Source organism: Pseudomonas sp. 7-41, from assembly GCF_021233075.1.
Classification (GTDB): Bacteria; Pseudomonadota; Gammaproteobacteria; order Pseudomonadales; family Pseudomonadaceae; genus Aquipseudomonas; species Aquipseudomonas veronii.
The window spans coordinates 3,894,354-3,920,260 of the sequence record NZ_CP089551.1; the positions used below are offsets into that span (position 1 = coordinate 3,894,354).

Consider the following 25,907-nt stretch of genomic DNA (forward strand, 5'->3'; position numbering starts at 1 on the left):
GCACGCAACCTGGTACAGCACCCCGGCCATCGTAATCGCCGTGGGTGCTCGGGTCGGCGTCGAGGCGCACGCCGCTGACGCCGAATAACACACAGCGCGCCCTCGCGGCCGGCGCGCAGCCCCTCGAAGACAGGGCCGGGAACACACCAGCCACCGCCACACATGACCAGGCACGGCGCGAAAAGCCGTTGCGGTCGCCCAGTTGATTTTTCAGGTTCCTCAGCACGCTCATGTGCGCGCTTGCGCTTTAGCCACGGAACTTTCTGATAAGAAGCAGCCCCTAAGCCTGTTTCAAGATGTAATATCTGCGACTTTTTCAGGGTTCCCGGATCGCGCAGCAAGGGGAACACGCTGAAATCGCCAGCAGCAAGGAGCTTGGCTTGAGATGCAACACAAACGGTCTAATACTATGCACCCACTGATGTTTAACGCACTGCTGTGGTTATGTGGGGTTGCTTTGCTCTACCTGGCCAAGGCGGTTATGGAGCTGTTTTTAGGGCCGATCAGCGAAACCTGGATCGACCTGACACTGGTGCTGACCGCGTACCTGTTACTTTTCGTCCTCGACCCCATACGCACCCGGATAAACCGCCGTATGCGCAAACGCGCCCGGCGTAGACAGGCTTGCCAAGACGCCGGCGCAGATGCCTGACTTTTTTTCGAGGAACCCACCTGTGTCCCAACCCGGCGATACCCATCAACTCGCGCTGGACCGATTTCTGCAGGCACACCCGGATGTCCTCACCCAACTGGACACTCTGAACCCGCTGGCCGCCCAGGCCAAAGGCGAAACCCTTGCGCAATACCGCGCCGAACGCCTGCATGAGGCGTTCGAAGCCGAAGCCGAGCGCCTGGGGCTGTTTGCCTGGGAGCTGACCCTCAAGCTGACGGCCGAATCCGCCCAGGCATTCGAAGCGCAACGCCTCGAAGTGCATAAGGAAGTGGCGCAGATGGCGGGGATGAGCTGGGACGAATACTGCGAGTTGCATGGCGTGAGCGGCTGACGCGGCACGCCCCATGCTGGTTTTATCGCCTCACACCATCGCCAGCGGATGCTTGCGCTTGGGCGCTCCGAACACCCGGTCGATGGCGTCGAGGTCGTGTTCGTCCAGCACCAGTTGAGCGGCGGCGGCGTTGAGCCGCACATGCTCTTGCGTGACGGCCTTGGGGATGGCGATCATCCCGTCCTGACGCACTACCCAGGCCAGCGCGACCTGCGCGGGCGTCGCCTGATGCCGATGGGCGATCTGCTTGAGGGTCGGGCTGGACAGTAATTCGCCGCCTTGCGCGATCGGACAGTAAGCCATCAACGGCAAGTGATGTTGTTGCCACCACGGCAGCAGGTCGAATTCGATGCCGCGCTCCTGGATGTTGTAGAGCACCTGGTTGGTCGCGCAGGCCGGTGACGCAAGTTCCTGCAGGTCGGCCACATCGAAGTTGGAAACACCCCAGCGGCCGATCTTGCCGGCTTCGCGCAAGCGCTCGAACGCCTCGACGGTTTCTGCCAGCGGGTACTGACCGCGCCAGTGCAGCAGGTACAGGTCAATGTAATCGGTGCCCAGGCGCTGGAGGCTGGTATCGCACGCGCGCGGTACGCCCCGGCGGCTGGCGTTGCGGGGGTAGACCTTGCTCACCAGGAACACCTGCTCGCGCTTGCCGCGAATGGCCTCGCCGACCACGCTTTCGGCGCCGCCTTCGCCGTACATTTCGGCGGTGTCGATCAAGGTCATGCCCTCGTCGATACCGCACTGCAACGCCGCGACTTCGGCGCGGCGCCGGTCCGGGTCTTCGCCCATGCGCCAGGTACCCTGGCCGATGACAGGGACCGGAACACCGGCCAGATCGATGGTTCGCATGACAATCTCCTGATGCGTTCGCGGGTTAACAGTGTGGCATTCACCGGACAAACGGGTTCAATCGAAGTATGGTTGCCTTTTGCCAAATCGCCGGAAGGGCCTGCAATGCTGTTTGTCGTGATGCTCGGGGGCAAGCACCCACGGGCCAGGATCGAAGTCCATGACGTGGTATTCGCCGTGGCGGATACGCTGGAAGCCACCTACCCACAGTTACGCGATGCCTGGTTTGGCAGCCCCAAGGGCGTGCATATCGATTCGTGGATGGCGGTCGATGGCGTCGACGGTTGGAAAGTCGAACTCAGCCACCTGGCGCCCCAGGCCGGCGCGCAGCGCCTGTACTTCATCAACCTGGGCGGCTATGAGACCAACCGCTTTGGCGAGGCGCATCACTACCTGCTGGTGGTTGCCCGCGACAAAAAGGAAGCGACGGGCAAAGGCAAGCAACAGCTGCTGCGTCACTGGTCACAGGCCCACACCGACGGCGTGCTGGACATCGACGACTGCCTGCCCATCGATCTGGTCGACGGCCGTTACCTTCACCTCGTCCAAGCCCCGCACCGGCCGGTGCTCCAGCAGAACGACTACATTGTGCTGGCGTGAACCGGCTTTACCCGCTCCGCCGACGCTCAACCGCCGGCACCGGATGAACCGCTGCCGGAACTCAATTTACCCTATGGGCACATAGACGATGCCCTGCATGATCGGCTCCACGCTCCCGGTCAACACCACGCCGCCCTGCCCGTCCCACTGCACGGTGACTGTGCCGCCGTCGCATTGCACCTCGACGCGGTCGTCGAGCAAGCCGCGGCGAATCCCATTCACCACCGCGCCGCAGCAGCACGAGCCGGACCCGAGCGGCACGCCGCCGCCGCGCTCCCAGATCCGCAGGCGAATATGCCCGCGATCGATGACCTGGACAAAATGCACATTGGTCCCGGCGGGGAACAGCACGTGGGTTTCCAGGGCCGGGCCCAGGGTTGCCACGTCGACAGCGCCGAGGTCCGCGACAAAGAAGGTGCAATGGGGGTTGCCCATACTGCACGCCGCCGGGTCGCCTTCGAGGGGCAAGTACAGTGTGTCCATCGACTCGGCCAGCGGCACCGCGGCCCAGCCCAGCGATGGCGCGCCCATATTCACCGACACCCGCCGCCCCGCCTCACGCACACAGGTCAGCAAACCGCGGTCGGTACGCAGCACGATGGAATCGGTGCCGGCTTCATGCATCAGCCGCTCGGCCACACCGCGCGTAGCGCTGCCGCAGGTTTGCAGGAGCGTGCCATTGGGGTTCCAGAATTTGATCCGTGCGGCAGCGTCTGCGCAATCGAGCACCACCGCCAACTGATTGAAGCCGATGCCGGTGTGACGATTGCCGAGACGGCGAGCGACCTGCGCGCAGATCGGATCATCCAGACCACGGCGATCAATGATGAGGAAGTCGTCGCCATGGGCGTGCATCTTCACGAAAGACAGCGTCATGGCGTGTTCTGTGAGCGGTGACAAATCAGAGCACGCTCCCCATGGCTTTCATCAACACGGGGTCACGCCCGTAGATATCGGGCGCATACACCAACTCGCCCTGGCGATCCACTTCCACGGTCCAGTACCCGAGCAACACCGGCACCGGCGTCGCCAGGCGGAATTCATGGGTCACGCCGGTGGCCAGCAATTCATCGGTACGAACGCGCTCCGCCGGGCTCACCAGCAGGTCGCGCAGCAGCAACGGTTGTTCGACCCGCACACAACCCGAGCTGAACGCACGCGGGCCTTTGGTGAACAGCGGTTGGCTGGGCGTGTCGTGCAGGTACACCGAGTACGGGTTGGGGAAACGCAGCACGATCTTGCCCAGCGGGTTGCGCGGGCCGGCTTCCTGGCGCAGCAGGATGTTGCCGGGGCGGGCCCAGTCGATGTGTTCGGGCGCCAGCGGGCGGCCCTCGGGGTCGAGCACTTGCAGGTTCTGCTGGCGCAGGTATTCGGGGTTGAGGCGGATGGCCGGGAGTTTGTCCTCGCGCATGATGGTGGGCGGCACGGTCCAGGTCGGGTTGAGGGTCAACCGGTTGATGCGTGATTTGAGCAGCGGTGTCTGGCGTTCGGCGCGGCCGACCTGCAAGCGGGTTTGCCACACCGGGATGCCACTCTGATAGACACTCAATTGCGCGGCGGCGACGTTGACCACCACGCCTTCAGGCTCCAGGTCCTGGCTCAGCCAGCGGAAGCGCTCCAGGTTGATACGCAACTGTTCGCGGCGCACCGCCGGGCTGATGTTGAGTTCGGCCACGGTGCCGGCGCCGATCACGCCGTCGGATTGCAATGAGTGACCGACCTGGAAGGCCTTGACCGCCTTGACCAGTTCGTCGCGGTACTGCTTGCCGTTGTCCTTGGGTTCGCTGGCGAGGTAACCGCCGCGGTAGAGGCGCCGCGCCAGCTCCGGCACGCGCGGGTCTTCCATGCCGGGGCGCAACAGCGGCCCGCCGGCGACCGCGTCCCAATGCGGTAATGGCTGCTTACGCAGCGTGGAATAGACGTTGCGCAGGCTGCGGTATAAATCCGTGCTGGGCCGGGCCTGGTCGAAGGCTTGCGCCATGTCGTGCAGCCCGGTGGCGGCGAAGGCCAGCACCTCGGTGTCCAGGTCGCGGGTGGGCGGCTGGAAATGCCACAGCGGTTCGAAGCGCGATTGCTGCAGGCGCCCGTAATGCAAATCCTGCAGGGCTTGCAGGTACTGTTCGCTGCTGCCGATATCGCTGCACAGCACGTTGTCCGTGGCGTTCGCCGGGGGCAGGCTATAGTGGGTGGGGTCCAGGCCGTCGTCGGCCAGCATCAGCAACTGCGCTTGCAGTGCCTGGCGGCGTTCGGCGACCCACAGCGGCACATCGCCCTGCTGCCGATAGAACGCCTGCAGACGCGCCAATGTCGCCGCGTCGATGCGCGACGCAAGGCTGGGGCACACGCTGGGCAACTGCGCGAGGGCCTGTTGGACCGGGCTGGCTGGAATCACCGGTAACGTGCCCATCGGTACTTCGTCGGCTGTAGCGACCAGCGGTGCAACGAGCAAGCAAATGCTCAAGTAACATGCGTGTTTTTTGAACAATAGCTTTGCTCCAATCCACAGTGGGGGGATGTACTGTAGATGCTGACTTTTATGTGCCGCCTCGGCCTGATGACCTTGACCGTGGCTACGCTGAGCACCGTTGTGCTCGCCGCCGACGGCAACCCTGTTTCCTTGTATAGCAGCCTGGCGCGCTCGGCTCCAGAACTCAATCCCACTGTACTCAAAAGCGCGCTGAACGCGGTGCAGTGCGCGGTCAATAATGGTGAAGAGCGTTCCGAGCGCCTGGCCGTGATTGACTATTCCCAGCCTTCGACCGCTCGTCGGCTATGGATTTTCGATTTACGCAAAAAGACCCTGGTGCTGCGCGACCTGGTGGCCCACGGGGCGAAGTCCGGGGAAAACTTCGCCACCCAGTTCTCCAATCGTGAAGGCAGCCACCAGTCCAGCCTGGGCCTGTTCCGTACCCAGGAAAGTTACCTGGGCACCCATGGCTATTCGTTGCGCATGGACGGCCTGGAGCCGGGCTTCAATGATCAGGCGCGCGACCGTGCCCTGGTGATTCACGCCGCCGACTACGTCAACCCATTGTGGAGCAAGCGCGAAGGCCGTATCGGCCGCAGCCAGGGCTGCCCGGCGGTGCGTCCGCAGGTGGCGCGCCAGGTGGTGGACAAACTCAAGGATGGGCAGTTCATGTTCTCGTGGTACCCGGACCAGCGCTGGTTGAAGTCTTCGACCTACCTCAACTGCAAACCCCAACAGGTGGCGAGTAGTCGTACAATCCGTGGCGGTTAGCCTGTCCCCACCGATAAAGAGAGCGTCGCATGCTTCTACATAAGTCCACCTGGATCGAGATCGGGCAGTTTCTGGAGCGCAGCCGCACGGTGGTGATCCCGATCGGCTCGAATGAGCAACACGGCCCCACCGGCCTGCTGGGCACCGACTGGATGTGCCCGGAAATCATCGCCCACCAAGCGCAGCTACACGCAGACATCCTGATCGGCCCGACCTTCAATATCGGCATGGCCCAGCACCACCTGGGTTTTCCCGGCACCATTTCACTGCGCCCTTCCACCTTTATTGCCGCGATTGGCGACTGGGTGCGTTCGCTGGCCGGGCATGGTTTCGAGAAGATCCTGTTTCTCAATGGCCATGGCGGCAACATCGCCACGATCGAAGCGGCGTTTTCCGAGCTGTATGCCGCCGCCAGCTTCGCCCGCCAACCGGCCGGGTTTGCGCTGAAACTGGTGAACTGGTGGGATCTGGACGGCGTCAACGAGCTGGCTCACCGGCAGTTCCCGGTCGGCCACGGCAGCCATGCCACGCCGTCGGAAATTGCCGTGACGCAATGGGCTTATCCGGAGTCGATCAAGTCTGCCGATTATTCGCCGCAGATCGCCAACACCGGGCCGATCCGTGAAGCGTTGGACTTCCGCGCGCGCTTCCCCGACGGGCGCATGGGCTCGGACCCGGCCCTGGCGACCGTGGAGAAAGGCGCTGAATTGGTGGCGTTGGCGGCTCAAGGGTTGGTCAAGGTTGTCGACAGCTTCAGCCACGAAGCAACCCCTTGAGCCAACCCTCGTGCCCACCGAGTTATGGGTGGCTTGCGGTTACTTGCACTCTTGCGCCGTCAATTCCAGGCGCGACGGCGTGATGGTCGACGCGAGCGGCTTGCGCTCATACAGGAACACCTTGGTGCCGTCCTGGCTCTTGTAGGCCTCCAGTACATCATCGGCGGCAACCTTGCTGGTCAACACCACCTTGGCGTGGCGCGAGTTCTGCGTCACGGTCGAGGTGAGGTTGTGTTTTTCAAGCTTGGGCAACACGCATTGCATATAACCTTCGGGGGTCTTGGCGGTTTGCAGGGTCAATGTCGGCGCATTCGGAGCGGAAACACAACCGGCCAGTAACAAAGAAGCGACAGCCAGGGCCGGGGCAAAAAAAGAGCGCATAGAAATCCTGAATATATAAAAGGAAAAGTTCACATCAACCCGCTCGGACTAATGCCTTGAGCGACGCATCAAATTGTTTCAAGGCATCGAGCTGTACATCGCGCTGCTGCTCGATCTGCGCGGCAATCTCCGGGGCCGCCTTGTCATGCGCCCACACCGACGGCACCTGCTTCTGCACCGAGCCTTCGGCCTTGGCGATGTACTGCAGGTCCGCGTCATAGAAGCGCGCGATAAAATGCGCCTCGACCAGGTCGTTACGCGGGGTCAACAGTTGGTTATGGGTGTCGAGCATCACCACCACATCGGGGTGAGCCTGCACGAGCGCATCCAGCGTGTCGTAAACGGTCACCGACAAAAACGTGCCTTGCAACGAATTCATCAACCAGTCAATCGCCAACTCCGGGTCGGAACTGTTGACGAACGCCGCACGGATGCGCCCATCAAGGGCATCTCTGGCGCCATTCAAGGCTGTGGCGTGGTAGCGTTCAAGGTAGCTGAGGTTGTCGACCGTATTTTCGCTGTACAGCACCCCCACTGACTGCTCGTGCCGCAGCGAGTCTACGCTACCGCCGAGTGACAGCAAATGGCCTGTACGCAGTTCATCGGCGATTACCGGGTTGATCATGACCACAGTGCTCATCATCAGGGTCATTAAAGCCAGTTGAATAAACGTCCTCATCGCGCGATTTCCTTGAACTGCGTCTCGATGGGGAGATTTTCCGCCTTTGTGGAAAAAACAGAACTTGCAATCTTTGATGCTGACTATTATCTGAATCAATAGTGCTTACATAAAATCTATAAGGACCACGCTATGAAACCCCACCAGAAAACCTTCGACCGCATCCGCGAAGCCGTATTGCCGGATTTTCGCGATCGGGTCGCCGATTACCTGGTTGTCTATGAAGACGTGCTGCTGGACGAGGCCGCCGACCCGGACCAGGCCTACGCCATCGCCCAGCAATTGCTCGGTTACCTGCGCGGTTTGAACACCACCCGCGTGCTGGGCATGGCGGACTGGGAAGAGCTGGACCGACGCGTCGCGCAGGAATGGCCTAAAGCGCGGGCCTTGGCAGATTGACCCATTCCTGCACCGATGGCCGCTGCCATTGGCGCTGTGCATAGCTCACCAAGTCGGCCGGCACAGGGTCGCCGTTGAGGATCAGGCGGTTGAGCATCACCGCCAGGTCCACATCGGCAATTGACCACTCCCCGAACAAGTACGCCGGATTCCCCGCCAACAGCACCTGCGCCGCACCGATCAAGCGATGGGCGGCAGCTTCGGCCAATGGTGACAACGGCGGCATCTTCTGCCCATAGAACACCACCAACGTCGAACGCTCCTGGCGAATCGGCAGCAAATCGCTGCGCAACCACGCCTGGACCTGCCGCGCCCGCGCCCGCTGCTTCGGATCGGCCGGGTACACCGCCGTTCCGGGGTAGGCCTCGTCGAGGTATTCGCTGATCGCCGAGGACTCCGACAGGGAGAAATCACCGTCCACCAGCGTCGGCACGCGTTGGGTCATGGACAGTTGGGCAAAGCCCGCCGTCTGGTGTTGCGCGGCGTCGAGGTCGAGGGGCACGGTGTCGAACGCCAGGCCTTTTTCGCGCAGGGTGACGAACACCGACATCGCGTAGGGGCTGGTGAACAGCGAATCAACGTAGAGGCGCAGCGCAGCTTGGTTCATGGTGGATCTCCTTGAGTGAAACCCCACGCTACGAGATCGGCGGCAATAAAGACAATGCGCAGTTTTTATGGGGGCATTCCCCGGCGGAATAGCGCCTCAACCGGCAAACCCGCCCTGCTCCAGAAAGGCCCGTTCCGCCTCCGTGGTCGTCCTGGCCAGCACCTCATTGCGGTGGGGAAAGCGCCCGAAACGTTCGATGATCCGCGCGTGTTCCTTGGCCCAACGGTAAGTGTTGGCATCCAACTGCTGGTTGAGGAGCAGGGAGCGTTGCTGGTCTTGCGCGTCTTCGGAATGTTCAAACGGCAGATAGCAAAACGCACGCAATGCCGGTTCGATCAATTGATCCAGCCCAGCATCCACCATGCGCCGCGCATACAGGCGCGCCAACGGGTCCGTGGCAAACATATGCGCCGTGCCGCGAAACGCGTTGCGCGGGTACTGATCGAGCAGGATCAGCAAGGCCAGCGCACCTTGCGCCGAGTCCAGCCAGCCCTCCAGCTCACGCCGCGCCGCTTGCAGATGAGTTGCGTTGAAGGTGTCGCGAAACGCCGCGTCGAACGCGGCGTCCTTGGCGAACCAACGCTTGGGGCCGGCCTGCGTCCAGAAATCGACGACGGTGTGCGGGGTGTCGTTGTGTGGCTTGCTCATGATCAGCCTCTCCCGATGCCAGGCGCGAACCTGTTCGCTCTCGATGACTTCGCGCAGCGGCGCGCGCATACGTTATAGGATAACATTCGTTTTCCATCCTGCCCTTGTGATCCACGCCCATGACCGACGCTGCTCCCCTGCGCCAACGCCTGCTTTCCATCGACGCCCTGCGCGGCCTGGTGATCCTGTTCATGCTGCTGGACCACGTGCGCGAAACCTTCCTGCTGCACCGTCAGGTCAGCGACCCGATGAGCCTCGACAGCACCGAGCCCGCGCTGTTTATCAGCCGTACCCTCGCCCACCTGTGTGCGCCGGTGTTTGTGTTGCTCACCGGGCTGTCCGCCTGGTTGTACGGGCAAAAATACCAGGGCCGTGGCGATGTGTCGGCCTTTCTGTTCAAGCGCGGGCTGTTCTTGATCGCGCTGGAGTTCAGCCTGGTCAACTTTGCCTGGACCTTCCAACTGCCGCCCAGCGTCATCTACCTGCAGGTGATCTGGGCGATTGGCCTGAGCATGATCGCCCTCGCCGCGCTGCTGTGGTTGCCGCGCCCGCTGCTGATCAGCTTGGCACTGGTGATCATGGCCGGGCATAACCTGCTGGACGCGCTGCACTTCGCTCCAGGGACAGCGCTGCAGACTGTGTGGGCGCTCCTGCATGAGCGTAGTTGGATCGAGGTGTCCGATCACCTGCGATTGCGCATCACGTACCCGGTGTTGCCATGGATCGGTGTGATCGCGCTGGGTTACGGCCTGGGCCCATGGTTTGCCACGGCCATGGCGCCTGCCCTGCGCCAGCGTTACCTGTTGCGGGCGGGGCTCGGTGCGTTGCTGGGATTCGTGGTGTTGCGGGCGGCCAATGGCTATGGCGAGCAGCCGTGGCACGCGTATGACAGCGGCGTGCTGACGTTGATGAGCTTTTTCAATGTCACCAAGTATCCGCCGTCGCTGCTGTTCCTCGCGTTGACGCTGGGCATTGGCCTGTTATTGCTGCTGGCGCTTGAACGCGTGGGGCAGCGGCGCTGGATCAGCGTGCTCGCGGTATTCGGCGCAGCGCCGATGTTCTTTTATCTGTTGCACCTGTATGTGCTGAAGATGCTCTATGTCGCGTGCGTGGCGCTGCTGGGCCTCAACCATGGCGCCTACTTCGGCTTCGACAGTGTCGGCGCGGTATGGCTGGTCGCGCTGCTCTTGCCGATGGCGCTGTATTGGCCGGTGCGCTGGTTTGCCGGGCTGAAGGCGCGGCGGCGGGATGTGGCGTGGCTTAAATACCTGTGACCTGTCACTGCGCCTGCGGTGAAAGGGCGCAAGCGCCCTCCCACCTTGTCAGGCCGTGTTACGCCAGTTCGGCGCGCAGTTGCCGCGCCGCCGCGACCATATGGATCAGGGCCGCTTCCGTCTCCGGCCAGCCGCGCGTTTTCAAGCCGCAGTCGGGGTTCACCCACAAGCGTTCTGCCGGAATGCGTTTGGCGGCCTTGCGCAACAGGTTGGCCATTTCCGAGGCGTCCGGCACCCGTGGCGAGTGGATGTCATAGACGCCCGGGCCGATGTCGTTCGGGTAGGCGAAAGCTTCGAACGCGTCCAGCAGTTCCATGTCCGAGCGCGAGGTTTCGATGGTGATCACGTCGGCATCCATCGCCGCGATGGACTCGATCACATCGTTGAACTCGCTGTAGCACATGTGCGTATGGATCTGGGTTTCGTCACGCACGCCGCAGGCGCACAGGCGGAACACTTCGGTGGCCCAGTCCAGGTAGTGCTGCCACTGCGCCTGGCGCAACGGCAAGCCTTCACGGAACGCGGCTTCATCGATCTGCACGATCTGGATGCCGGCGGCTTCCAGGTCGACCACTTCGTCACGGATCGCCAGGGCGAGTTGACGCGCCTGCACTTCACGGCTCACGTCTTCACGCGGGAAGGACCACATCAGCATGGTCACCGGGCCGGTCAGCATGCCTTTCATCACCTTGCGGGTGAGGCCTTGGGCGTAGCGGATCCACGCCACGGTCATCGCCTGCGGGCGGCTCAGGTCGCCGAAAATCACCGCCGGTTTCACACAGCGTGAACCGTAGCTCTGCACCCAGCCGAAGCGGGTGAAGGCGTAGCCGTCCAATTGCTCGGCGAAGTACTCGACCATGTCATTGCGCTCGGCTTCACCATGCACCAATACGTCCAGGCCGAGGTTTTCCTGCACCTCAACGGCGTGACGAATCTCGCTGTGCATCGCCTCGACGTATTCGGCTTCGCTCAACTTGCCTTGTTTGTAGGACTGACGCGCCAGGCGGATCGACGCGGTTTGTGGGAACGAACCGATGGTGGTGGTCGGAAACAGCGGCAACTTGAGACCGGCGCGTTGTGTCTCGATGCGCTGGGCAAACGGCGATTGGCGCTGGCTGTCCTGAGCGGTGATCGCCGCCACGCGGGCTTGCACCGCCGGTTTATGAATGCGCGGCGATGCGGCACGGGCCGCCTGTACGGCGCGGCTTTCGGCGAGCGCGGCGAGCACGTTCGACGCGTCGGGCTGGTCGACAGCCTGGGCCAGCACGGCCACTTCGGCGCACTTCTGGACGGCGAACGCCAGCCAGCTTTTCAACTCGTTATCGAGCTGGTCTTCACGGCCCAGGTCGACCGGGCTGTGCAACAACGAGCAGGACGGCGCCACCCACAGGCGATCGCCCAATTTTTCATGGGCGTGCCGCAAGGTGGCCAGGGCATTGTCCAGGTCGCAACGCCAGACGTTACGCCCGTTGACGACTCCAAGGGACAACACCTTGTAGGCCGGCAGGCGGTCGAGAATGGTCGGGTACTGCTCCGGTGCGCGCACCAGGTCGATGTGCAGGCCATCCACCGGCAGGTTGGCGGCCAGGCCGAGGTTTTCTTCCAGGCCACCGAAGTAAGTCGCGACCAGCTTTTTCAGCGGGTCACGCTGGATCAGGTTGTAGGCACGCTCGAAGGCGTTTTTCCAGGCTTGCGGCAGGTCGAGTACCAGAATCGGCTCGTCGATCTGCACCCACTCCACGCCCAGGTCAGCCAAGCGCTGGAAGATCTGGCCGTACAGGGGCAGCAGGCGGTCGAGCAGCTCGAGTTTGTCGAAATCGCCGCCCTTGGCCTTGCCCAGCCACAGGTAGGTCAGCGGGCCGATCACCACAGGTTTGACGGTGTGCCCCAGGTCAAGCGCCTCCTTGACCTCGTCGAAGAGCTGGTCCCAGCCGAGGTGGAAGTGCTGGTCGACGCTGAACTCAGGCACCAGGTAGTGGTAGTTGGTGTCGAACCATTTGGTCATTTCCTGGGCGTGCGCCCCGCCGCAGCAATTGTCACTGACGCCACGCGCCATGCCGAACAGGGTCTGCAAGGTGGCTTTGCCATCGGCCGGGCGGAAACGCTCAGGGATCACACCGAACATCAGCGAATGGGTGAGTACCTGGTCGTACCAGGCAAAATCGCCGACGGGCAACAGCTCGATGCCAGCCTGTTTTTGCAGGGCCCAATGTGCCTTGCGTAAATCGCGGCCGACAGCGTGCAGGCCGGCTTCGTCGAGTTCGCCCTTCCAAAACGCTTCCTGCGCTTTTTTCAGTTCACGATCGCGTCCAATGCGCGGAAATCCGAGGGAATGAGCGACTGCCATGACTTACAACTCCACTGTAGGTAGTAATGGCAGCCATTGTCGGCAGATGACGATAGTGAGACAAACTCATTTTATTCCTGATGATCACAAGATCTACTCATGTTAATACCGCGCTCACGGCGCCTGAACACCTGACCCTTGTAGGAGCGAGCTTGCTCGCGAAGAACCCAAGTGCGCCGCGTACCGTCAGGCAGCCCGCATGATCGTTGGCGTTCTTCGCGAGCAAGCTCGCTCCTACAGGCTGTTACATCAATGGAATCGAATAGCTCACGAACAGCCGATTCTGATCCTGGTCCCGCGCGACCTCACTGCGCGACATACCGTTGCGCCAGCCGAACCCGACGTTCTTGAAGGTGCCGCTCTGCACCACATAATCCAACGAGATATCCCGTTCCCACTCGCTGGCGTTGTTCCCGCTGGCGGTGAGGATATGGTCGCCTTTCAAATACATCATCGACGCCTTCAAGCCCGGCATGCCCAACGCCGCGAAGTCATAGGCGTACTGCGCAAAGGCCGTGCGTTCGCCGGCCTGGATAAAGGTTTGCACCGTCCGGTCGGTGTAGAGATACAGGCTGGAGCCGCCCTCCCCTTTGTTCACCAGGCCGCCCTGGTTGAGTTGGGCAAAGTTGCTGTCATCGGACACTTGCTGGTAACCGGCGGTAATCGCGTGAGACCCCAGGGAGTAGATGAAGGCCGCACTCCAGGTGTTGTTGTCGATTTCACCGCTGCCGTTTTTGGTATAGCCGCTGAACTTGTAGCCTTCGGCGCGCCCGGCGGCGCTGCTGTTTTTGCCGTCGGAGGTGGTCTTGAAGTAACGCAGGTCGGTTTTCAACGAACCGTAGTCGCCCAGCGGCAATACATGAATCAAGCCGGCAAAGTGTTGTTGGTAATAGTCTTCGAGGTTGGCGTAGTAGTACTGGACCATCAGGTCCTTGGTCAGTTGGTAGTCGGCACCGGCGTAGGTGAATTTATTGCTTTCCTGGGTGCCGCCCGCCGCCGCCAGGCCGCTGCGGTCGCTGGAGCCGCGCCCGGTGGTGTGTTGAAGCTGACCGCCGATCAGGGTCAGGTTGTCGATGTCTTTGCTGGTGACCTGCCCGCCTTCGAACGATTGCGGCAACAGGCGGCCATCGTTGCTCACCAGAATCGGCAGGTTCGGGCGCAGGTAGCCGTAGCGCGCTTCAGTCTTGGCGAAGCGTGCCTTGGCGGTGGCGCCGCCGCGAGCCCAGTTGTCCACGGCCTTGCCGTCGTCGGTAGGGATCATCGAGCTGCCCACATGGCGCCCAGCGCTGCTGTCGAGGGTCATGCCAAGCATGCCGACCGCGTCCAGGCCAAAGCCGACGGTGCCGTCGGTGAAACCCGATTGGTAATTGAGTATGAACGCCTGGCCCCACTCTTCAGTCTTCGACGGTGCGGCGCTGCCGTCACGGTTGTCGTTGTTGAAGTAGAAGTTGCGCATGCTCAAGTTGGCTTTGCTGTCGCTCAAGAAATCGGCCGACGCCAGGGGGCTCAGGGCGATGCCCAGGCTGCCGGTCAATAGGCTTAATACATTCAAAGTAGCTTTCATCAGGACGAACTCCGGCGCGGAATCCAAGTTCCGGGCGCTAAAAATGGACAGCAGGAAGCACACGGCCACACGTGAGTTGGCCGTTGCGTTAACTAACGTTCAGTTACTTGGTTGGGTGAAGTGAACCTCCGTAAAACCTCAGTCAATCAATCCATGAGCGTCATAAAACGGATATGGCCCCGGGTAGTCCCCGAATACGCCGTTGTGGCTGACCAACCCTTGTTGCGCATCCCAGCGATGCAACAAGTAACCCGCCGGTTCCAGGTTGAAATGCGCCGGCGCGGCGTCTTGCAGGTCCAGCACGATCTGATGCGACGTGCCAGGGCATACACAGCTCAAACTGCCGCCGAAACGCCGCTGCATCGACCGGTGCAAATGCCCGCACAGCAAGCGTTCCACCTGCGGGTGGCGCGCCACAACGGTTTCGAGGGCGGCGGCATTGATAAAGTGCTCGCGGTCCATATGGCCGATGCCGCTGATAAACGGCGGGTGATGCAGGATCAGCACGGTCGGCGCTTGCGGACGCAGTGCCAACTGCTGGTCGAGCCACCGCAACTGGCTGTCCAGCAGTTGGCCGCCATGGCCGCCGGGAATGGTGGAATCGAGGCCGATCAGGCGCAGGGGGTGGGCGTCGACCACCCAATCCAACGGGCCCGCCGCCGAACTCGGCAAGTAGGTGTGATCGCGGAACGCATCCAGCAACGGCCCGCGCGTGTCATGGTTGCCGGGCACCAGGTAGCAAGGCATGTGCAGGCGCGCCAGTTCAGGGTGCAGCACGGCGTATTCATCGGCGCGGCCGAAGTCCACTAGGTCGCCGCTGATCACCACGATATCGGGGCGCGGGTGGCTGGCGTTCAGATGGTCGACGGCACGGCGCAGCGCGCCCAAGGTGTCGACCACGCCGTAAGTCAGGCGCTGGCCGGCTTTAAGGTGCAGATCGCTGATCTGTGCAACAAGAAACGGACGGTTCACAAGGCAACTCTCACGCATTCAGGGTGAACAACATGTGCGGCGCGATGGCCAAGGCAATCGGCGCGCCGACGGCGTACAGCTGGTTGTCGCTGCTGTCGACCAGCAACGGTTGCGGGCCGCCGACATCCACCAGCAGGCGGCTTTGCGCGCCCTGGAAAAACTGCGCCAGCAGATGGCCGTGCAGATGCCCTTCGTGTTCCATCACCCGCAAGTGTTCGGGGCGGCAGTACACGGTGCCGGGCAACTGCGCTGCATGCCACGGCAATTCGCCGCCGCAGACTTTCAAACCATGGGGCGACGACTCAATGACCTGGAAGGCATTCAGGTTGCCGACAAAGCCTGCGACGAAGGCGTTGGCCGGCTTCTGGTAGATGTCCCGCGGGCTGGCCAGTTGCGCGACGCGGCCGTGTTCCATCACCAGGATGCGATCCCCCAGGGCCATGGCTTCGCCCTGATCGTGGGTGACAAACACCGAGGTGATACCGAGGCCGCGCAACAGTTGATTCAACTCACTGCGCAGGCGCTCACGCAATTGCGCATCGAGGGCGGCCAGGGGTTCGTCCAGCAACAGCACCTTGGGGCGCGGCGCCAACGCACGGGCCAAGGCCACGCGCTGGCGTTGCCCACCCGACAGTTCATGAATGCTGCGCTTGCCGTGGTGTTGCAAACCGACCAGTTCCAGCAGTTCCTCGCAGCGCTTGTTGCGCTCCGCTGGCGACATGCCGCGAATCTTCAGGCCATAGACGATGTTCCCGGCCACATCCAGGTTGGGAAACAGCGCATAGTTCTGGAACACCATGCCCACATCGCGGCGCTCGATGGGCAGGCGCGTGACCTCCTGGTCGCCAAAGAACACCTGGCCCACGTCCGGGCGTTCCAGGCCGGCGATCAAGCGCAACGTCGTGGTTTTGCCGCAACCGGACGGGCCGAGGATGGCCAGGGTTTCGCCGCCTTCGACGGTCAGGTCCAAGTCATGCACGGCGACGGTGCCGTCGGCGAACGCCTTGCGGCAACCTTGCAGGCGGATAGTGATAGCGGTCATCGACGCTCTCCACGGGACAAACGGGCACTGATGGCCTGCAACGCAATCAGCAGCGGCACGATCATCAGCAAAAAGATAAGGGTGTAGGCGCTGGCGATTTCCAGGCGCGCCGAGGCGTAGCTGTCGGCCAGGCCCACCGGCAGGGTCTTGGTCATGGGCGTATGCAGCATCCAGGTCAGGTTGAATTCACCCAGCGACAAGGTGACCACCATCAGCACACCCGCGAGAATCCCTGCCCGGCAGTTGGGCACCACCACGCTGAAAAAGCGCTTGATGGGACCTGCCCCCAGGCTCGCCGCCGCCTCCTCCAGCACCGGCAGTTGCTGGCGTTGCATCACCGCCATCACCGGGCGCACCAGGAACGGCAAGGTGAACAGCACATGGCCGACCAAAATGAACAGCCAACTGCTGCGAAACGCGCCGAACTGGCCGTAGGTCAAGAGTAAGGCCAACGCGCTGGCCAGCCCCGGCATCGCCACCGGCAGCACCATCAGTTCCTCGAAGGCGCGACTGAAGCGATTGTTCATGCACACCAGGGCGTAGGCCGCCGGCACGCCGATCACGCAGACGCACACCGCGCAGGCCAGGGCCAGTTGCAGCGACAACCACACCGTCGGCGAATAGGCCTGCCAGACCTGAATCAACCAATCGAAGGTCAAGCCACTGGACAGGCCCACAAAGAAATTGCGCGTGAGCCCGGCCAGCAACGACATCAACACCGGCACCAACATGAAGGCGCACACCAGCAGGGTAAACAGCAGTTGCATCACGAACAGCGATGAGCGCTTCACAGGACAGTCCCCGCGTTTTTCACCCAGCGCCGGGTGAGCAGCAACACTGCCCAGGTCAGCGCGCCCAACACCACGGAAAGCGCCGCGGCGACGGCAAAGTTGGCGTAGTTGGTGAACACGTTGTAGATCGCCACCGGGGTCACGTTCAGCCGGGTGCCCAAGGTGAACGCGGTACCGAAGGCGCCCATGGACGTGGCAAAGCAGATCGCCCCGCAGGACGCCAACGCCGGCGCCAGGCCCGGCACGATCACATCGCACACCACGCGCCAATGCCCTGCGCCCAACGAGTGCGCGGCTTCTTCCAGGCTGCGGTCGAGGCTTTCGCACGCGGCCATCACCGTGAGGATCACCCGCGGGATCGAGAAGTACAGATAGCCGATAAACAACCCGGCCAGCGAGTAAGCGAAGATCCAGCGCTCACCGGCCAACTGCAGGCCCAGGGACGCCAGCAGGCCCTGGCGCCCGGCCAACAGGATCACCAAAAAGCCCACCACGACACCCGGGAATGCCAACGGAAACGTCAGCAACGCAACCAGCGCCGAACGCCCGAAAAACTGCTGCCGCGCCAGGAATACACCGCTGATGCCGCCGATCAGTAACGCCACGAGAGTGACGAACACCGCAAGCGCACAGGTTTGCGCCAGGCTGCCTAGATACTGCGCGCTGCTGAGGACCTGCCAGTAACCGCTGCCGTTGCTGTCGCGGCTCTCGGCGCCGAGCACCATCAGGTGCGCCAGCGGCAACAGCCAGAACGCGAGCAGCACCGCAAAGGCCGGGGCCAGGGCCCAGGCGGTATGTCTTGCCGATGCGGCCACTTACTTGACCTCGTTCAGGTAACGAGCGGCAAAGGCTTCCTGCACGGCGGCCATTTTCTGGTAGTCCACCACGCCGGCGCGGGCGTAATCGCTGTCGGGCAGGAACTGCGCGGCGACTTCGGTCGGCATCTGCACCGGGCGTATCGGGCGCAGGTAAGCCTTCGCCCACAGCGCCTGGCCGGCATCGGACAGCACGAAATCCAGCACTTTTTCGCCATTGGCGCGGTGCGGTGCGTTGGCCACCAGGCTCATCACGTAGGGCACGCTGATGCTGCCTTCCTGGGGAATCACGAACGCGACGTTGGCGTTGTCTTTGTAGCGTGCGCGGTAGGCGTTGAAGTCGTAGTCCACCAGGATCGGCAACTCACCGGACAACACCCGCGCATAGGCGGTTTGCTTGGGCACGATGGGGGCGTTTTTCGCCAGTTTCTGGAAGTAGTCGATGGCCGGGGCGAAGTTGTCCAGGTCGCCGCCCAGGGCGCGGTTGATTGCCACCGCCGACACGTAGCCGACGAAAGCGCTGGACGGGTCGAGGTAGCCGACCATGCCTTTGTATTCAGGCTTGAGCAGGTCGGCCCAGCTTTGCGGCACCGGCAAGCCACCCAGCGCATCGACGTTGACCATGATGCCCAAGGTGCCGGAGTGGATCGCGAACCAGTGGCCGGTCGGGTCTTTCAAGCCGGCGGGAATCTGCTCCCAGCCTTTGGGTTTGTAGCCATCGACCACCTCGGCCTTTTGCGCCTGCAGGCCGAAGGTCACGCCGTAATACACCACGTCGGCCACCGGAGCGGCTTTCTCCGCCACCAACTGCGCCAGGGACTGGCCGGAGTTCTTGTTGTCCAGCGGCACCTGCACGCCAGTGCTGGCGGCGATGGCCTTGAGCTGGGTGCCCCAGTCGGCCCAGTCCGGCGGGCAGTTGTAGCAAATCGCCGTGTCGGCGGCCTGGGCCAGGCTGGCCATGCCGCACAGCAGCACGGCGGCCAGGGTTTTACTGAATACGCGCATCAAGGGTCTCCTCATGGGGTTGAGTGCTTTCACCCGGCCGGATATGGCAAGGCAGGCAATGGGAAATCGGGGCGTTGCCGGCGATCTGCGCCAGCAACTGGTCAATCACGGTGCTGGCAAGCAAGGCGATGGGCTGCACCACGCTGCACAGCGTCGGGTGCATCTGGGTGCCGAGGGCGATGCCGTCGAAACCCATCACTGACAGTTGCTCGGGTACGTTCCAGGCGTTGCGGCGCAGCTCGGCGATCAGGCTGATCGCCAGGAAGTCGTTGGAACACACCAGCGCGGTCGGGGCATCAGGGCCGTTGAGAAACGGAGCGATGGCGGCGAATTCGGCCTGGGTATGGGCCGGCATTTCGATCACCGGGCGGGGTTGGAGGCCATGCTCTTTCATCCCATCGCAATAACCGGCGTAACGCAGGCGTGCGCGGTCGGACTGCAACGCGGGGCCGGCGACCATGCTGATGCGCCGGTGCCCCGCTTCGAGCAAATAGCGCGTTGCCTGGGCCATACCGGCGCGGTTGTCGACGGACACCGCGCTGTAGTCGGGGTTGCTGGGTTGGTGGTAGGCGAGCACGAACGGCGTCTGCTCGGTAGCCAGGCTGTGTAGCACGCTGTTGCTTTCGGCATCCGTCACCGTCAGCACCAGACCGTCGACGCGCTGGCGCAGCAACTCTTCCACCACAATGCTTTCGCGCTCGCTGCTGTAGTCGGTGGTTGCCAGCAACAGGCTGTAGCCGCGCAAACGGGCCGCTCGCTCCATGGCCTGCAATTGCTCGGCGAAGACCGGGTTGAGCAGATTGGGCACCACCACGCCGATCAGGTTGGTGGTTTGCAGGCGCAGTTGGCGGCCGAGCAAGTTAGGCCGAAAACCCAGTTCACGGGCAGCGGCGAACACCTGTTCGCGGGTCGCCGGGCGTACCTGGTCGGGAGAGGCAAAGGTGCGGGCAGCGGTCGCACGGGAGACCCCGGCCAGCCGTGCAACGTCTTTCAAATCAGTCATGGTCACTCGCTTGAGATCGATCTCATTGGCGAGGACATTAGCGGCGCAATGTGGCAGGAACGTGGTGGACAGATGACGGTTTGATGTCAGCGCCCTGGACACACCGCGATCCGAATGTGGGAGGGGGCTTGCCCCCGATGGCGGTGGATCAGCTGGCCTATCGGGCGTCTGACACAACGCTATCGGGGGCAAGCCCCCTCCCACATTGGGTCGATGCATGCCGTTGGAGAGTCATATTCCGGGGCTATGCTTGGAAACCCGACGCGCAAAATCCGCCCGCTAACCTTTCGATCTGCTCCAAGTGCGGGCACAATGCGTGTCCTTTTTTGGCAGGCACCGCCGCAGGCTCTCAAAAATGATCAAAACGCCGTACTACCTCATCGATAAACAGAAACTTCTGGTCAACATGCAGAAGATTGCTTACGTGCGCGAACAGTCCGGCGCCAAAGCGTTGCTGGCGCTCAAGTGCTTTGCCACCTGGTCGGTGTTTGACCTGATGCAGCAATACATGGACGGCACCACGTCGTCGTCGCTGTATGAATTGAAGCTTGGTCGCCAGAAATTCCAAGGCGAGGCGCACGCCTACAGCGTGGCCTGGGCCGACGATGAAATCGAAGAGATGCTGGAAAACTGCGACAAGATCATCTTCAACTCCATCAGCCAACTGCAGCGTTTTGCCGAACGTAGCGAAGGCAAGACCCGCGGCCTGCGCGTCAACCCGCAGGTGAGCAGTTCGGATTACCTGCTGGCCGACCCGGCGCGTCCGTTCAGCCGCCTGGGCGAATGGGACCCGGTGAAGATCGAAGGCGTGATCGAGCAGATCTCCGGTTTCATGTTCCACAACAACTGCGAAAACGACGACTTCAGCCTGTTCGACAAGATGCTCGGCACCATCGAAGAACGCTTCGGCGCGCTGCTGCACAAGGTCGAGTGGGTCAGCCTCGGCGGCGGCATCCATTTCACCGGTGAAGACTATGCCGTGGACGCATTCTGTGCGCGCTTGAAGGCGTTCTCCGAGAAGTACGGCGTGCAGGTGTACCTGGAACCCGGCGAAGCGGCGATCACCAATAGCGCCTCGCTGGAAGTCACCGTGCTCGACACGCTGTACAACGGCAAACACCTGGCCGTGGTCGACAGTTCCATCGAAGCCCACCTGCTGGACCTGCTGATCTACCGCCTCAATGCCAAGCTGGCGCCGAGCACGGGTGAACACACCTACATGGTGTGCGGCAAATCCTGCCTGGCCGGGGACATTTTCGGCGAGTATCAATTTGATCGTCCGTTGGCCATCGGCGATCGGCTGTCGTTCATCGACACCGCGGGCTACACCATGGTCAAGAAAAACTGGTTCAACGGCCTGAAAATGCCGTCCATCGTAGTGAAACAACTCGACGGTACAGTCGAGGTGGTTCGTGAATTTGGTTACGACGACTACCTGTCCAGCCTTTCGTAAGCTGGCGGATAAAGGAGAGATAAAGCAATTGAAAAAGAACGTTCTTATCATTGGTGCAGGAGGTGTCGCCAAGGTGGTGGCCCACAAGTGTGCGCAGCACAACGACGAACTCGGTCGTATTGCTATTGCGTCGCGCAACATCTCCAAATGCCAGGCCATCATCGACAGCGTCAAGGCCAAGGGTAGCCTCAAAGTACCCGCCGACATCCAAGCCTTCGCGCTGAACGCCCTGGACGTGGAAGCGACCAAGGCCCTGATCCGCGAGACACAATCGCAGATCGTCATCAACGTCGGCTCCGCCTTCCTCAACATGTCGGTGCTGCGTGCCTGCATCGATACCGGCGTGGCTTACCTCGACACCGCCATCCACGAAGAGCCGGGCAAGATCTGCGAGACCCCGCCGTGGTACGGCAACTACGAATGGAACCACCTGGAAGAGTGCAAACAGAAGAACATCACCGCCATCCTTGGCGTGGGCTTCGACCCGGGTGTCGTCAACGCGTATGCCGCGCTGGCGCAGCAACAGCATTTCGACCGCATTGATTCGATCGACATTCTCGACGTCAATGCCGGCTCCCATGGCAAATACTTCGCCACCAATTTCGACCCGGAAATCAACTTCCGCGAATTCACCGGACAGGTGTGGAGCTGGCAGAACAGCCAGTGGACCAGCAACACCATGTTCGAAGTCAAACGCACCGACGACCTGCCTGTGGTCGGTTCGCAGAACCTGTACCTGACCGGCCACGATGAAGTTCACTCGCTGTCGAAAAACCTCGACGTGCCCAACGTGCGTTTCTGGATGAGCTTCGGCGAGCATTACATCAACGTGTTCACCGTGCTGAACAGCCTCGGCCTGCTCTCCGAAAAGCCGGTCACCACCGCCGAAGGCCTGCAAGTGGTGCCGTTGAAAGTGGTCAAGGCCGTGCTGCCCGACCCGTCTTCGCTCGCCCCCGGCTACACCGGCAAGACCTGCATCGGCGACCTGGTCAAAGGCACCAAGGATGGCCAGCCGCGCGAGGTGTTCATCTACAACGTGGCCGATCATGAAGAAGCCTACGCCGAGACCGACAGCCAGGGCATCTCCTACACCGCCGGCGTGCCGCCGGTCGCCGCTGCGCTACTGGTAGCGCGTGGTGAGTGGGATGTGAAGCGCATGGCCAACGTCGAGGAACTGCCGGCTGAGCCGTTCCTGAAAGCGCTGGACGTGATGGGCTTGCCGACTCGGATCAAAGACGAGCACGGCGATCGGGCCTGGGATGCGATTGCCTGACAGGCGATAGCAGACCGAACCAAAATGTGGGAGGGGGCTTGCCACCGATAGCGGTAGATCAGTCACAGCTGTATTGACTGACACACTGTAATCGGGGGCAAGCCCCCTCCCACATTTGGATTCGTGATGCTTCCTGCACACACGGGAGCGGCCTCAAAACACCGACCACCCAATCCGCTCACTCAACAGTTCCAACGCCTTGATCCCCGCCAGCGAATTCCCCGCCGCGTTCAACTCCGGCGACCACACGCACACCGTGAACTGCCCCGGCACCACCGCGACAATACCGCCGCCGACCCCGCTCTTGCCCGGCAAACCCACGCGATAGGCGAAGTTCCCCGCCTCGTCATACAGCCCGCTGGTGGCCATGATCGAGTTGACCTGCTTGGTCTGGCGCGCGGTCAGGATCTGCTCGCCGCTGTGGGCACTCACCCCCTCGTTGGCCAGGAAACTGAACGCCCTGGCCAGGTCCAGGCAGCTCATCTGCAACGCGCAGTAGTTGAAGTAGCTGTGGAGCACCGCGTCGACGTCGTTATGGAAGTTGCCGAACGACTTCATCAGGTAGGCCATGGCCGCGTTGCGCGCGCCGTGTTGCGCTTCCGATTCGGCGACGACGCTGTTGACCAGGATCTGCGGGTTGCCCGACAGGCGCCGCACAAAGTCGCGCATCGACAGAATCGGCACGGCAAAGCGTGACTGGTTGATATCGCAGATCACCAGCGCGCCGGCATTGATAAAGGGGTTGCGCGGGCGGCCGCGTTCGAATTCCAGCTGCACCAGGGAGTTGAACGGTTGCCCCGAGGGCTCGTGGCCGAGGCGCTCCCAGATGGTTTCGCCGCCGTGGTCGATGGCTTGCACCAGGCTGAACACCTTGGAAATACTCTGCACCGAGAACAGGGTATCGGCATCTCCGGCGCAGTAGGCTGCGCCGTCGTTGCCGTACACGGCAATCCCCAGTTGATCGGCGGGCACGTCGGCCAGCGCGGGAATGTAGTCGGCGACGTTGCCGAGGCCGATCAGTGGACGAACTTCGTCGAGAATCGACTCCAACAGCGCCTGCATGTCTTGTCCTGTCATCGTTCTTTGAATCAGTGGTAAGCGGGGCGCGGAGGATACTTCAATGCGCTCGGCAGTCCCACTGGCGGGAGGCGGTGTATGGCTTAGAAATACGTCACATCCGACACCTGCTCATCCAGCACATCCCGCGCCAGCGCCCACGCCTGGTCATTGGACGCCACCATCAGCAGCGGATAACCCCAGGCATTGCCAAACGTCGCGGCGAACGGCTTGAGTGCCCGGCGCTTGGCCGCGCAGGGCTCCACCTGGATCATGCCTTTGACATACGCACGCAGGGCCTGCCGGTGTGTCTTCATCCAGTGCGAGGCGTGCTCGCGCTCTTCGTAGGAGTGCGCGTGATTCAGTTCGTCCAAGGCTTTTTCATACAGCAACACAAAAGATTGCTGACGTGCCAGCAGGCCTTCGAACATCACGAAGCTGTCCTGCGACCCGCCTTCATTCGGCGCATCAAAAACGATCTTCACCACGGGAAATGCTGAACTGTCGAGTCGCATGGCAGAGTTCCTTAATGAGAGGGAGTCTCACTATAAGGCTGACGAAGCTGGACGGCATTGCACAGAATAGCCAGAATGTTTCGCAATTCAGCCAAGCTGCGAGCTCACCATGAAACGCCATCGCCTGGACCTGCATGATCCGTTGTTAGCCAAGGATGCCGATCTGGTCCCGCGTGCGGTGGTGGCCGTGAGCGCGACCAGTACGTCCGAGCGTTGGGAGCACGTTCAGCACACCCACCGCAAAGGCCAGTTGATGTACACGCTGCGCGGGGTGATTCATTGCGAAATCGAGGCCGGCATCTGGATTGTGCCGCGCCAGTGTGCGCTGTGGATTCCCGGCGGCATGCCCCACGCCGCGCGTGGCGCCGGCGAAGCTGAGTTGTATTGCCTGCTGATCGACCCGGAGGCTGCCGGCGCCCTGCCCTCGCAATGCTGCACCCTGTCGGTATCCGGCCTGTTGCATGAGTTGATCAGCAAGGCGGTGAGCTTCCCGCAGTTGTACGACGTGAACAGTGCGCAGGGGCGTTTGATCGACACGCTTTTGGACGAACTGGCCCAGGCGCCCATCGAAGGCCTGCACCTGCCGATGCCCCAGGACCCGAGGCTGCGTCGCCTGGCCGACAGCCTGCTGGCCAACCCCGGCGACAAGGCCACGCTCGGCCAATGGGCGGCGCGCATCGGCATGAGCGAGCGCAGCATGACGCGCTTGTTGCTGGAGGAGTCAGGCCTGAGCTTCGGCCGCTGGCGTCGGCAGTTGCATGTGATCCTGTCGTTGCAACGACTGGCCAGGGGCGAAAGTGTGCAGCGGGTCGCCCTGGACTTGGGCTATGAAAATGCCAGCGGTTTTATCACCATGTTCCGCAAGGCCGTGGGCCAGCCGCCAGCGCGTTACCTGGCGGGCCGCGTCGGGGTGTCGACGTCAACCGAGGCCCCGGCGGCCATCGCATTGCACTCGCTCCAGGCGCCCGATCAGCGCTGAACCGGAATGCGGATATCACCGTCCCGGCACTGGGTTTTCACACTCTTGGGGCAGCCGGCAAAACGCAGTTCCTTGCTCAGACACACGCGCACTTCGGACAGCACCTTGCCCTTGCAGATCACCGCCACGCCATGGTTGCCCATGGCCGGGTTACTCTCGCGAAAGAGCGCCTCGATCTCCCGTGCCTCCAGGTAACCCGGCACGTTGAACGGCTGCAATTGCTGCGGGATCTGCACCGTGGCCAAGGCCGCATCGGTGGCTTGCAGGTAACGCGTGGCTTCCAGGCCGCTGCAGGTGCCATGTTTGGACCATTCATGCTTGAGCAATGCCTGCGTGGGGAATATCAACGCGCCTTTGGCCAACTCATCCGCCGACAGCCGTGACTGCGTATCGCACGACGCCGGCCAGCCACCCCGCGCGTATTGCGGCCATAGCCCATGCAATACAAACCCGTAGCCTTTGCCGCTGCATTGCTCGTTGTTCGGGTGCGCCAGGCAGAACGTCGGCGACCACGACAGCGACAGCACATAAAAATCAAAGTCCCCCGCCGGCCGTTGCTCACGTGGCGCCGCCTGCGTCGCCATGCTTGCCAGTACCCACCCCACGGCCAGCCAGGCTGCCTTGTATTTCATCC

28 protein-coding genes are annotated in these 25,907 nt (G+C 62.2%); 10 read left to right on the forward strand and 18 right to left on the reverse strand.

The window, feature by feature from the left end:
- The first annotated feature begins 421 nt into the window (after positions 1 to 421).
- Both LQ249_RS17310 and LQ249_RS17315 read left to right on the forward strand, forming a co-directional pair.
- Positions 422 to 652 carry a hypothetical protein gene (locus LQ249_RS17310; protein ID WP_376740626.1) on the forward strand — a complete coding sequence of 77 codons (231 nt, stop codon included), beginning with the start codon at positions 422 to 424 and terminating at the stop codon, positions 650 to 652.
- Positions 653 to 674: 22 nt separating this feature from the next.
- On the forward strand, positions 675 to 1,004 hold the full coding sequence (locus LQ249_RS17315) for a DUF6388 family protein (RefSeq protein ID WP_046383675.1): 330 nt from the start codon (positions 675 to 677) through the stop codon (positions 1,002 to 1,004).
- 30 nt (positions 1,005 to 1,034) lie between these two features.
- On the opposite strand, the gene LQ249_RS17320 is transcribed toward LQ249_RS17315, so the two are convergent.
- The gene (locus tag LQ249_RS17320; RefSeq protein ID WP_232565715.1) at positions 1,035 to 1,856 is read right to left on the reverse strand and encodes an aldo/keto reductase; all 822 of its coding nucleotides are present in this window, start codon (positions 1,854 to 1,856) and stop codon (positions 1,035 to 1,037) included.
- Positions 1,857 to 1,961: 105 nt separating this feature from the next.
- Here LQ249_RS17320 and LQ249_RS17325 point away from each other — a divergent pair, with 105 nt between their 5' ends.
- Positions 1,962 to 2,456, forward strand: a complete 495-nt coding sequence (locus LQ249_RS17325; RefSeq protein WP_046383677.1) for a DUF1543 domain-containing protein — start codon at positions 1,962 to 1,964, stop codon at positions 2,454 to 2,456.
- Between the two features lie 66 nt (positions 2,457 to 2,522).
- Here LQ249_RS17325 and dapF read toward each other — a convergent pair whose 3' ends face one another.
- On the reverse strand, positions 2,523 to 3,332 hold the full coding sequence (dapF, locus tag LQ249_RS17330) for a diaminopimelate epimerase (RefSeq protein ID WP_201021122.1): 810 nt from the start codon (positions 3,330 to 3,332) through the stop codon (positions 2,523 to 2,525).
- 25 nt (positions 3,333 to 3,357) lie between these two features.
- Entirely contained in the window at positions 3,358 to 4,941 is a 1,584-nt protein-coding gene (locus LQ249_RS17335; RefSeq protein ID WP_126588567.1) for a L,D-transpeptidase family protein, read from the reverse strand.
- Positions 4,942 to 4,980: 39 nt separating this feature from the next.
- On the opposite strand from LQ249_RS17335, the gene LQ249_RS17340 reads away from it, so the two are divergent.
- Both LQ249_RS17340 and LQ249_RS17345 read left to right on the forward strand, forming a co-directional pair.
- Positions 4,981 to 5,694 (forward strand): murein L,D-transpeptidase catalytic domain family protein, encoded by a 714-nt coding sequence (locus tag LQ249_RS17340; protein WP_017846517.1) that lies wholly within the window; start codon positions 4,981 to 4,983, stop codon positions 5,692 to 5,694.
- Positions 5,695 to 5,723: 29 nt separating this feature from the next.
- Positions 5,724 to 6,470 carry a creatininase family protein gene (locus tag LQ249_RS17345; protein ID WP_057004677.1) on the forward strand — a complete coding sequence of 249 codons (747 nt, stop codon included), beginning with the start codon at positions 5,724 to 5,726 and terminating at the stop codon, positions 6,468 to 6,470.
- 39 nt (positions 6,471 to 6,509) lie between these two features.
- Here LQ249_RS17345 and LQ249_RS17350 read toward each other — a convergent pair whose 3' ends face one another.
- Complete coding sequence (locus LQ249_RS17350; RefSeq protein WP_057004678.1) at positions 6,510 to 6,851, reverse strand: hypothetical protein; 342 nt, start codon at positions 6,849 to 6,851, stop codon at positions 6,510 to 6,512.
- Positions 6,852 to 6,885: 34 nt separating this feature from the next.
- Positions 6,886 to 7,530 (reverse strand): hypothetical protein, encoded by a 645-nt coding sequence (locus tag LQ249_RS17355; protein ID WP_057004679.1) that lies wholly within the window; start codon positions 7,528 to 7,530, stop codon positions 6,886 to 6,888.
- 132 nt (positions 7,531 to 7,662) lie between these two features.
- Here LQ249_RS17355 and LQ249_RS17360 point away from each other — a divergent pair, with 132 nt between their 5' ends.
- Entirely contained in the window at positions 7,663 to 7,929 is a 267-nt protein-coding gene (locus LQ249_RS17360) for a hypothetical protein (RefSeq protein ID WP_017846521.1), read from the forward strand.
- On the opposite strand, the gene yfcF is transcribed toward LQ249_RS17360, so the two are convergent.
- Entirely contained in the window at positions 7,904 to 8,536 is a 633-nt protein-coding gene (gene yfcF, locus LQ249_RS17365; protein WP_017846522.1) for a glutathione transferase, read from the reverse strand. The genes LQ249_RS17360 and yfcF overlap by 26 nt on opposite strands.
- Before the next feature lie 96 nt (positions 8,537 to 8,632).
- Positions 8,633 to 9,184 (reverse strand): DUF924 family protein, encoded by a 552-nt coding sequence (locus LQ249_RS17370; RefSeq protein ID WP_201021124.1) that lies wholly within the window; start codon positions 9,182 to 9,184, stop codon positions 8,633 to 8,635.
- 119 nt (positions 9,185 to 9,303) lie between these two features.
- Here LQ249_RS17370 and LQ249_RS17375 point away from each other — a divergent pair, with 119 nt between their 5' ends.
- Positions 9,304 to 10,458, forward strand: a complete 1,155-nt coding sequence (locus LQ249_RS17375; RefSeq protein WP_232565716.1) for a DUF1624 domain-containing protein — start codon at positions 9,304 to 9,306, stop codon at positions 10,456 to 10,458.
- A gap of 58 nt (positions 10,459 to 10,516) precedes the next feature.
- On the opposite strand, the gene metE is transcribed toward LQ249_RS17375, so the two are convergent.
- The 8 genes from metE to LQ249_RS17420 form a co-directional block, all read right to left on the reverse strand.
- Entirely contained in the window at positions 10,517 to 12,805 is a 2,289-nt protein-coding gene (metE, locus tag LQ249_RS17380) for a 5-methyltetrahydropteroyltriglutamate--homocysteine S-methyltransferase (RefSeq protein ID WP_232565717.1), read from the reverse strand.
- A 244-nt stretch (positions 12,806 to 13,049) separates the two neighbouring features.
- Positions 13,050 to 14,369: an OprD family porin gene (locus LQ249_RS17390; RefSeq protein WP_079444042.1), complete on the reverse strand. Its 1,320-nt coding sequence runs from the start codon at positions 14,367 to 14,369 to the stop codon at positions 13,050 to 13,052.
- Between the two features lie 138 nt (positions 14,370 to 14,507).
- Positions 14,508 to 15,341, reverse strand: a complete 834-nt coding sequence (locus tag LQ249_RS17395) for a phosphodiesterase (RefSeq protein WP_232565718.1) — start codon at positions 15,339 to 15,341, stop codon at positions 14,508 to 14,510.
- Between the two features lie 10 nt (positions 15,342 to 15,351).
- Complete coding sequence (locus LQ249_RS17400) at positions 15,352 to 16,383, reverse strand: ABC transporter ATP-binding protein (protein ID WP_232565719.1); 1,032 nt, start codon at positions 16,381 to 16,383, stop codon at positions 15,352 to 15,354.
- Entirely contained in the window at positions 16,380 to 17,174 is a 795-nt protein-coding gene (locus LQ249_RS17405; protein ID WP_017846529.1) for an ABC transporter permease, read from the reverse strand. Before LQ249_RS17405 ends, LQ249_RS17400 begins: the two co-directional genes overlap by 4 nt.
- Complete coding sequence (locus LQ249_RS17410; protein ID WP_017846530.1) at positions 17,171 to 17,989, reverse strand: ABC transporter permease; 819 nt, start codon at positions 17,987 to 17,989, stop codon at positions 17,171 to 17,173. Before LQ249_RS17410 ends, LQ249_RS17405 begins: the two co-directional genes overlap by 4 nt.
- Complete coding sequence (locus LQ249_RS17415) at positions 17,990 to 18,994, reverse strand: ABC transporter substrate-binding protein (RefSeq protein WP_046484480.1); 1,005 nt, start codon at positions 18,992 to 18,994, stop codon at positions 17,990 to 17,992.
- On the reverse strand, positions 18,978 to 19,997 hold the full coding sequence (locus LQ249_RS17420) for a LacI family DNA-binding transcriptional regulator (protein ID WP_046383687.1): 1,020 nt from the start codon (positions 19,995 to 19,997) through the stop codon (positions 18,978 to 18,980). Before LQ249_RS17420 ends, LQ249_RS17415 begins: the two co-directional genes overlap by 17 nt.
- Before the next feature lie 355 nt (positions 19,998 to 20,352).
- Between LQ249_RS17420 and LQ249_RS17425 the strand changes: the two genes are divergently transcribed.
- Positions 20,353 to 21,450, forward strand: coding sequence for a carboxynorspermidine decarboxylase (locus tag LQ249_RS17425; RefSeq protein ID WP_017846533.1), 1,098 nt, complete (start codon positions 20,353 to 20,355; stop codon positions 21,448 to 21,450).
- A gap of 28 nt (positions 21,451 to 21,478) precedes the next feature.
- Positions 21,479 to 22,723 (forward strand): saccharopine dehydrogenase family protein, encoded by a 1,245-nt coding sequence (locus LQ249_RS17430; RefSeq protein ID WP_017846534.1) that lies wholly within the window; start codon positions 21,479 to 21,481, stop codon positions 22,721 to 22,723.
- Between the two features lie 153 nt (positions 22,724 to 22,876).
- Here the strand turns inward: LQ249_RS17430 and glsB are convergent, their stop codons facing one another.
- Positions 22,877 to 23,785 carry a glutaminase B gene (gene glsB, locus LQ249_RS17435; RefSeq protein WP_017846535.1) on the reverse strand — a complete coding sequence of 303 codons (909 nt, stop codon included), beginning with the start codon at positions 23,783 to 23,785 and terminating at the stop codon, positions 22,877 to 22,879.
- 98 nt (positions 23,786 to 23,883) lie between these two features.
- Positions 23,884 to 24,294: a hypothetical protein gene (locus LQ249_RS17440; RefSeq protein ID WP_017846536.1), complete on the reverse strand. Its 411-nt coding sequence runs from the start codon at positions 24,292 to 24,294 to the stop codon at positions 23,884 to 23,886.
- Positions 24,295 to 24,403: 109 nt separating this feature from the next.
- Here LQ249_RS17440 and LQ249_RS17445 point away from each other — a divergent pair, with 109 nt between their 5' ends.
- A complete protein-coding gene (locus tag LQ249_RS17445) occupies positions 24,404 to 25,273 on the forward strand; it encodes an AraC family transcriptional regulator (protein WP_057004683.1) in 870 nt (289 codons plus the stop codon).
- Here LQ249_RS17445 and LQ249_RS17450 read toward each other — a convergent pair.
- Positions 25,264 to 25,905 carry a ribonuclease T2 family protein gene (locus LQ249_RS17450; protein WP_046383691.1) on the reverse strand — a complete coding sequence of 214 codons (642 nt, stop codon included), beginning with the start codon at positions 25,903 to 25,905 and terminating at the stop codon, positions 25,264 to 25,266. The two genes, LQ249_RS17445 and LQ249_RS17450, sit on opposite strands and share 10 nt — an antisense overlap.
- Positions 25,906 to 25,907: the final 2 nt, after the last annotated feature.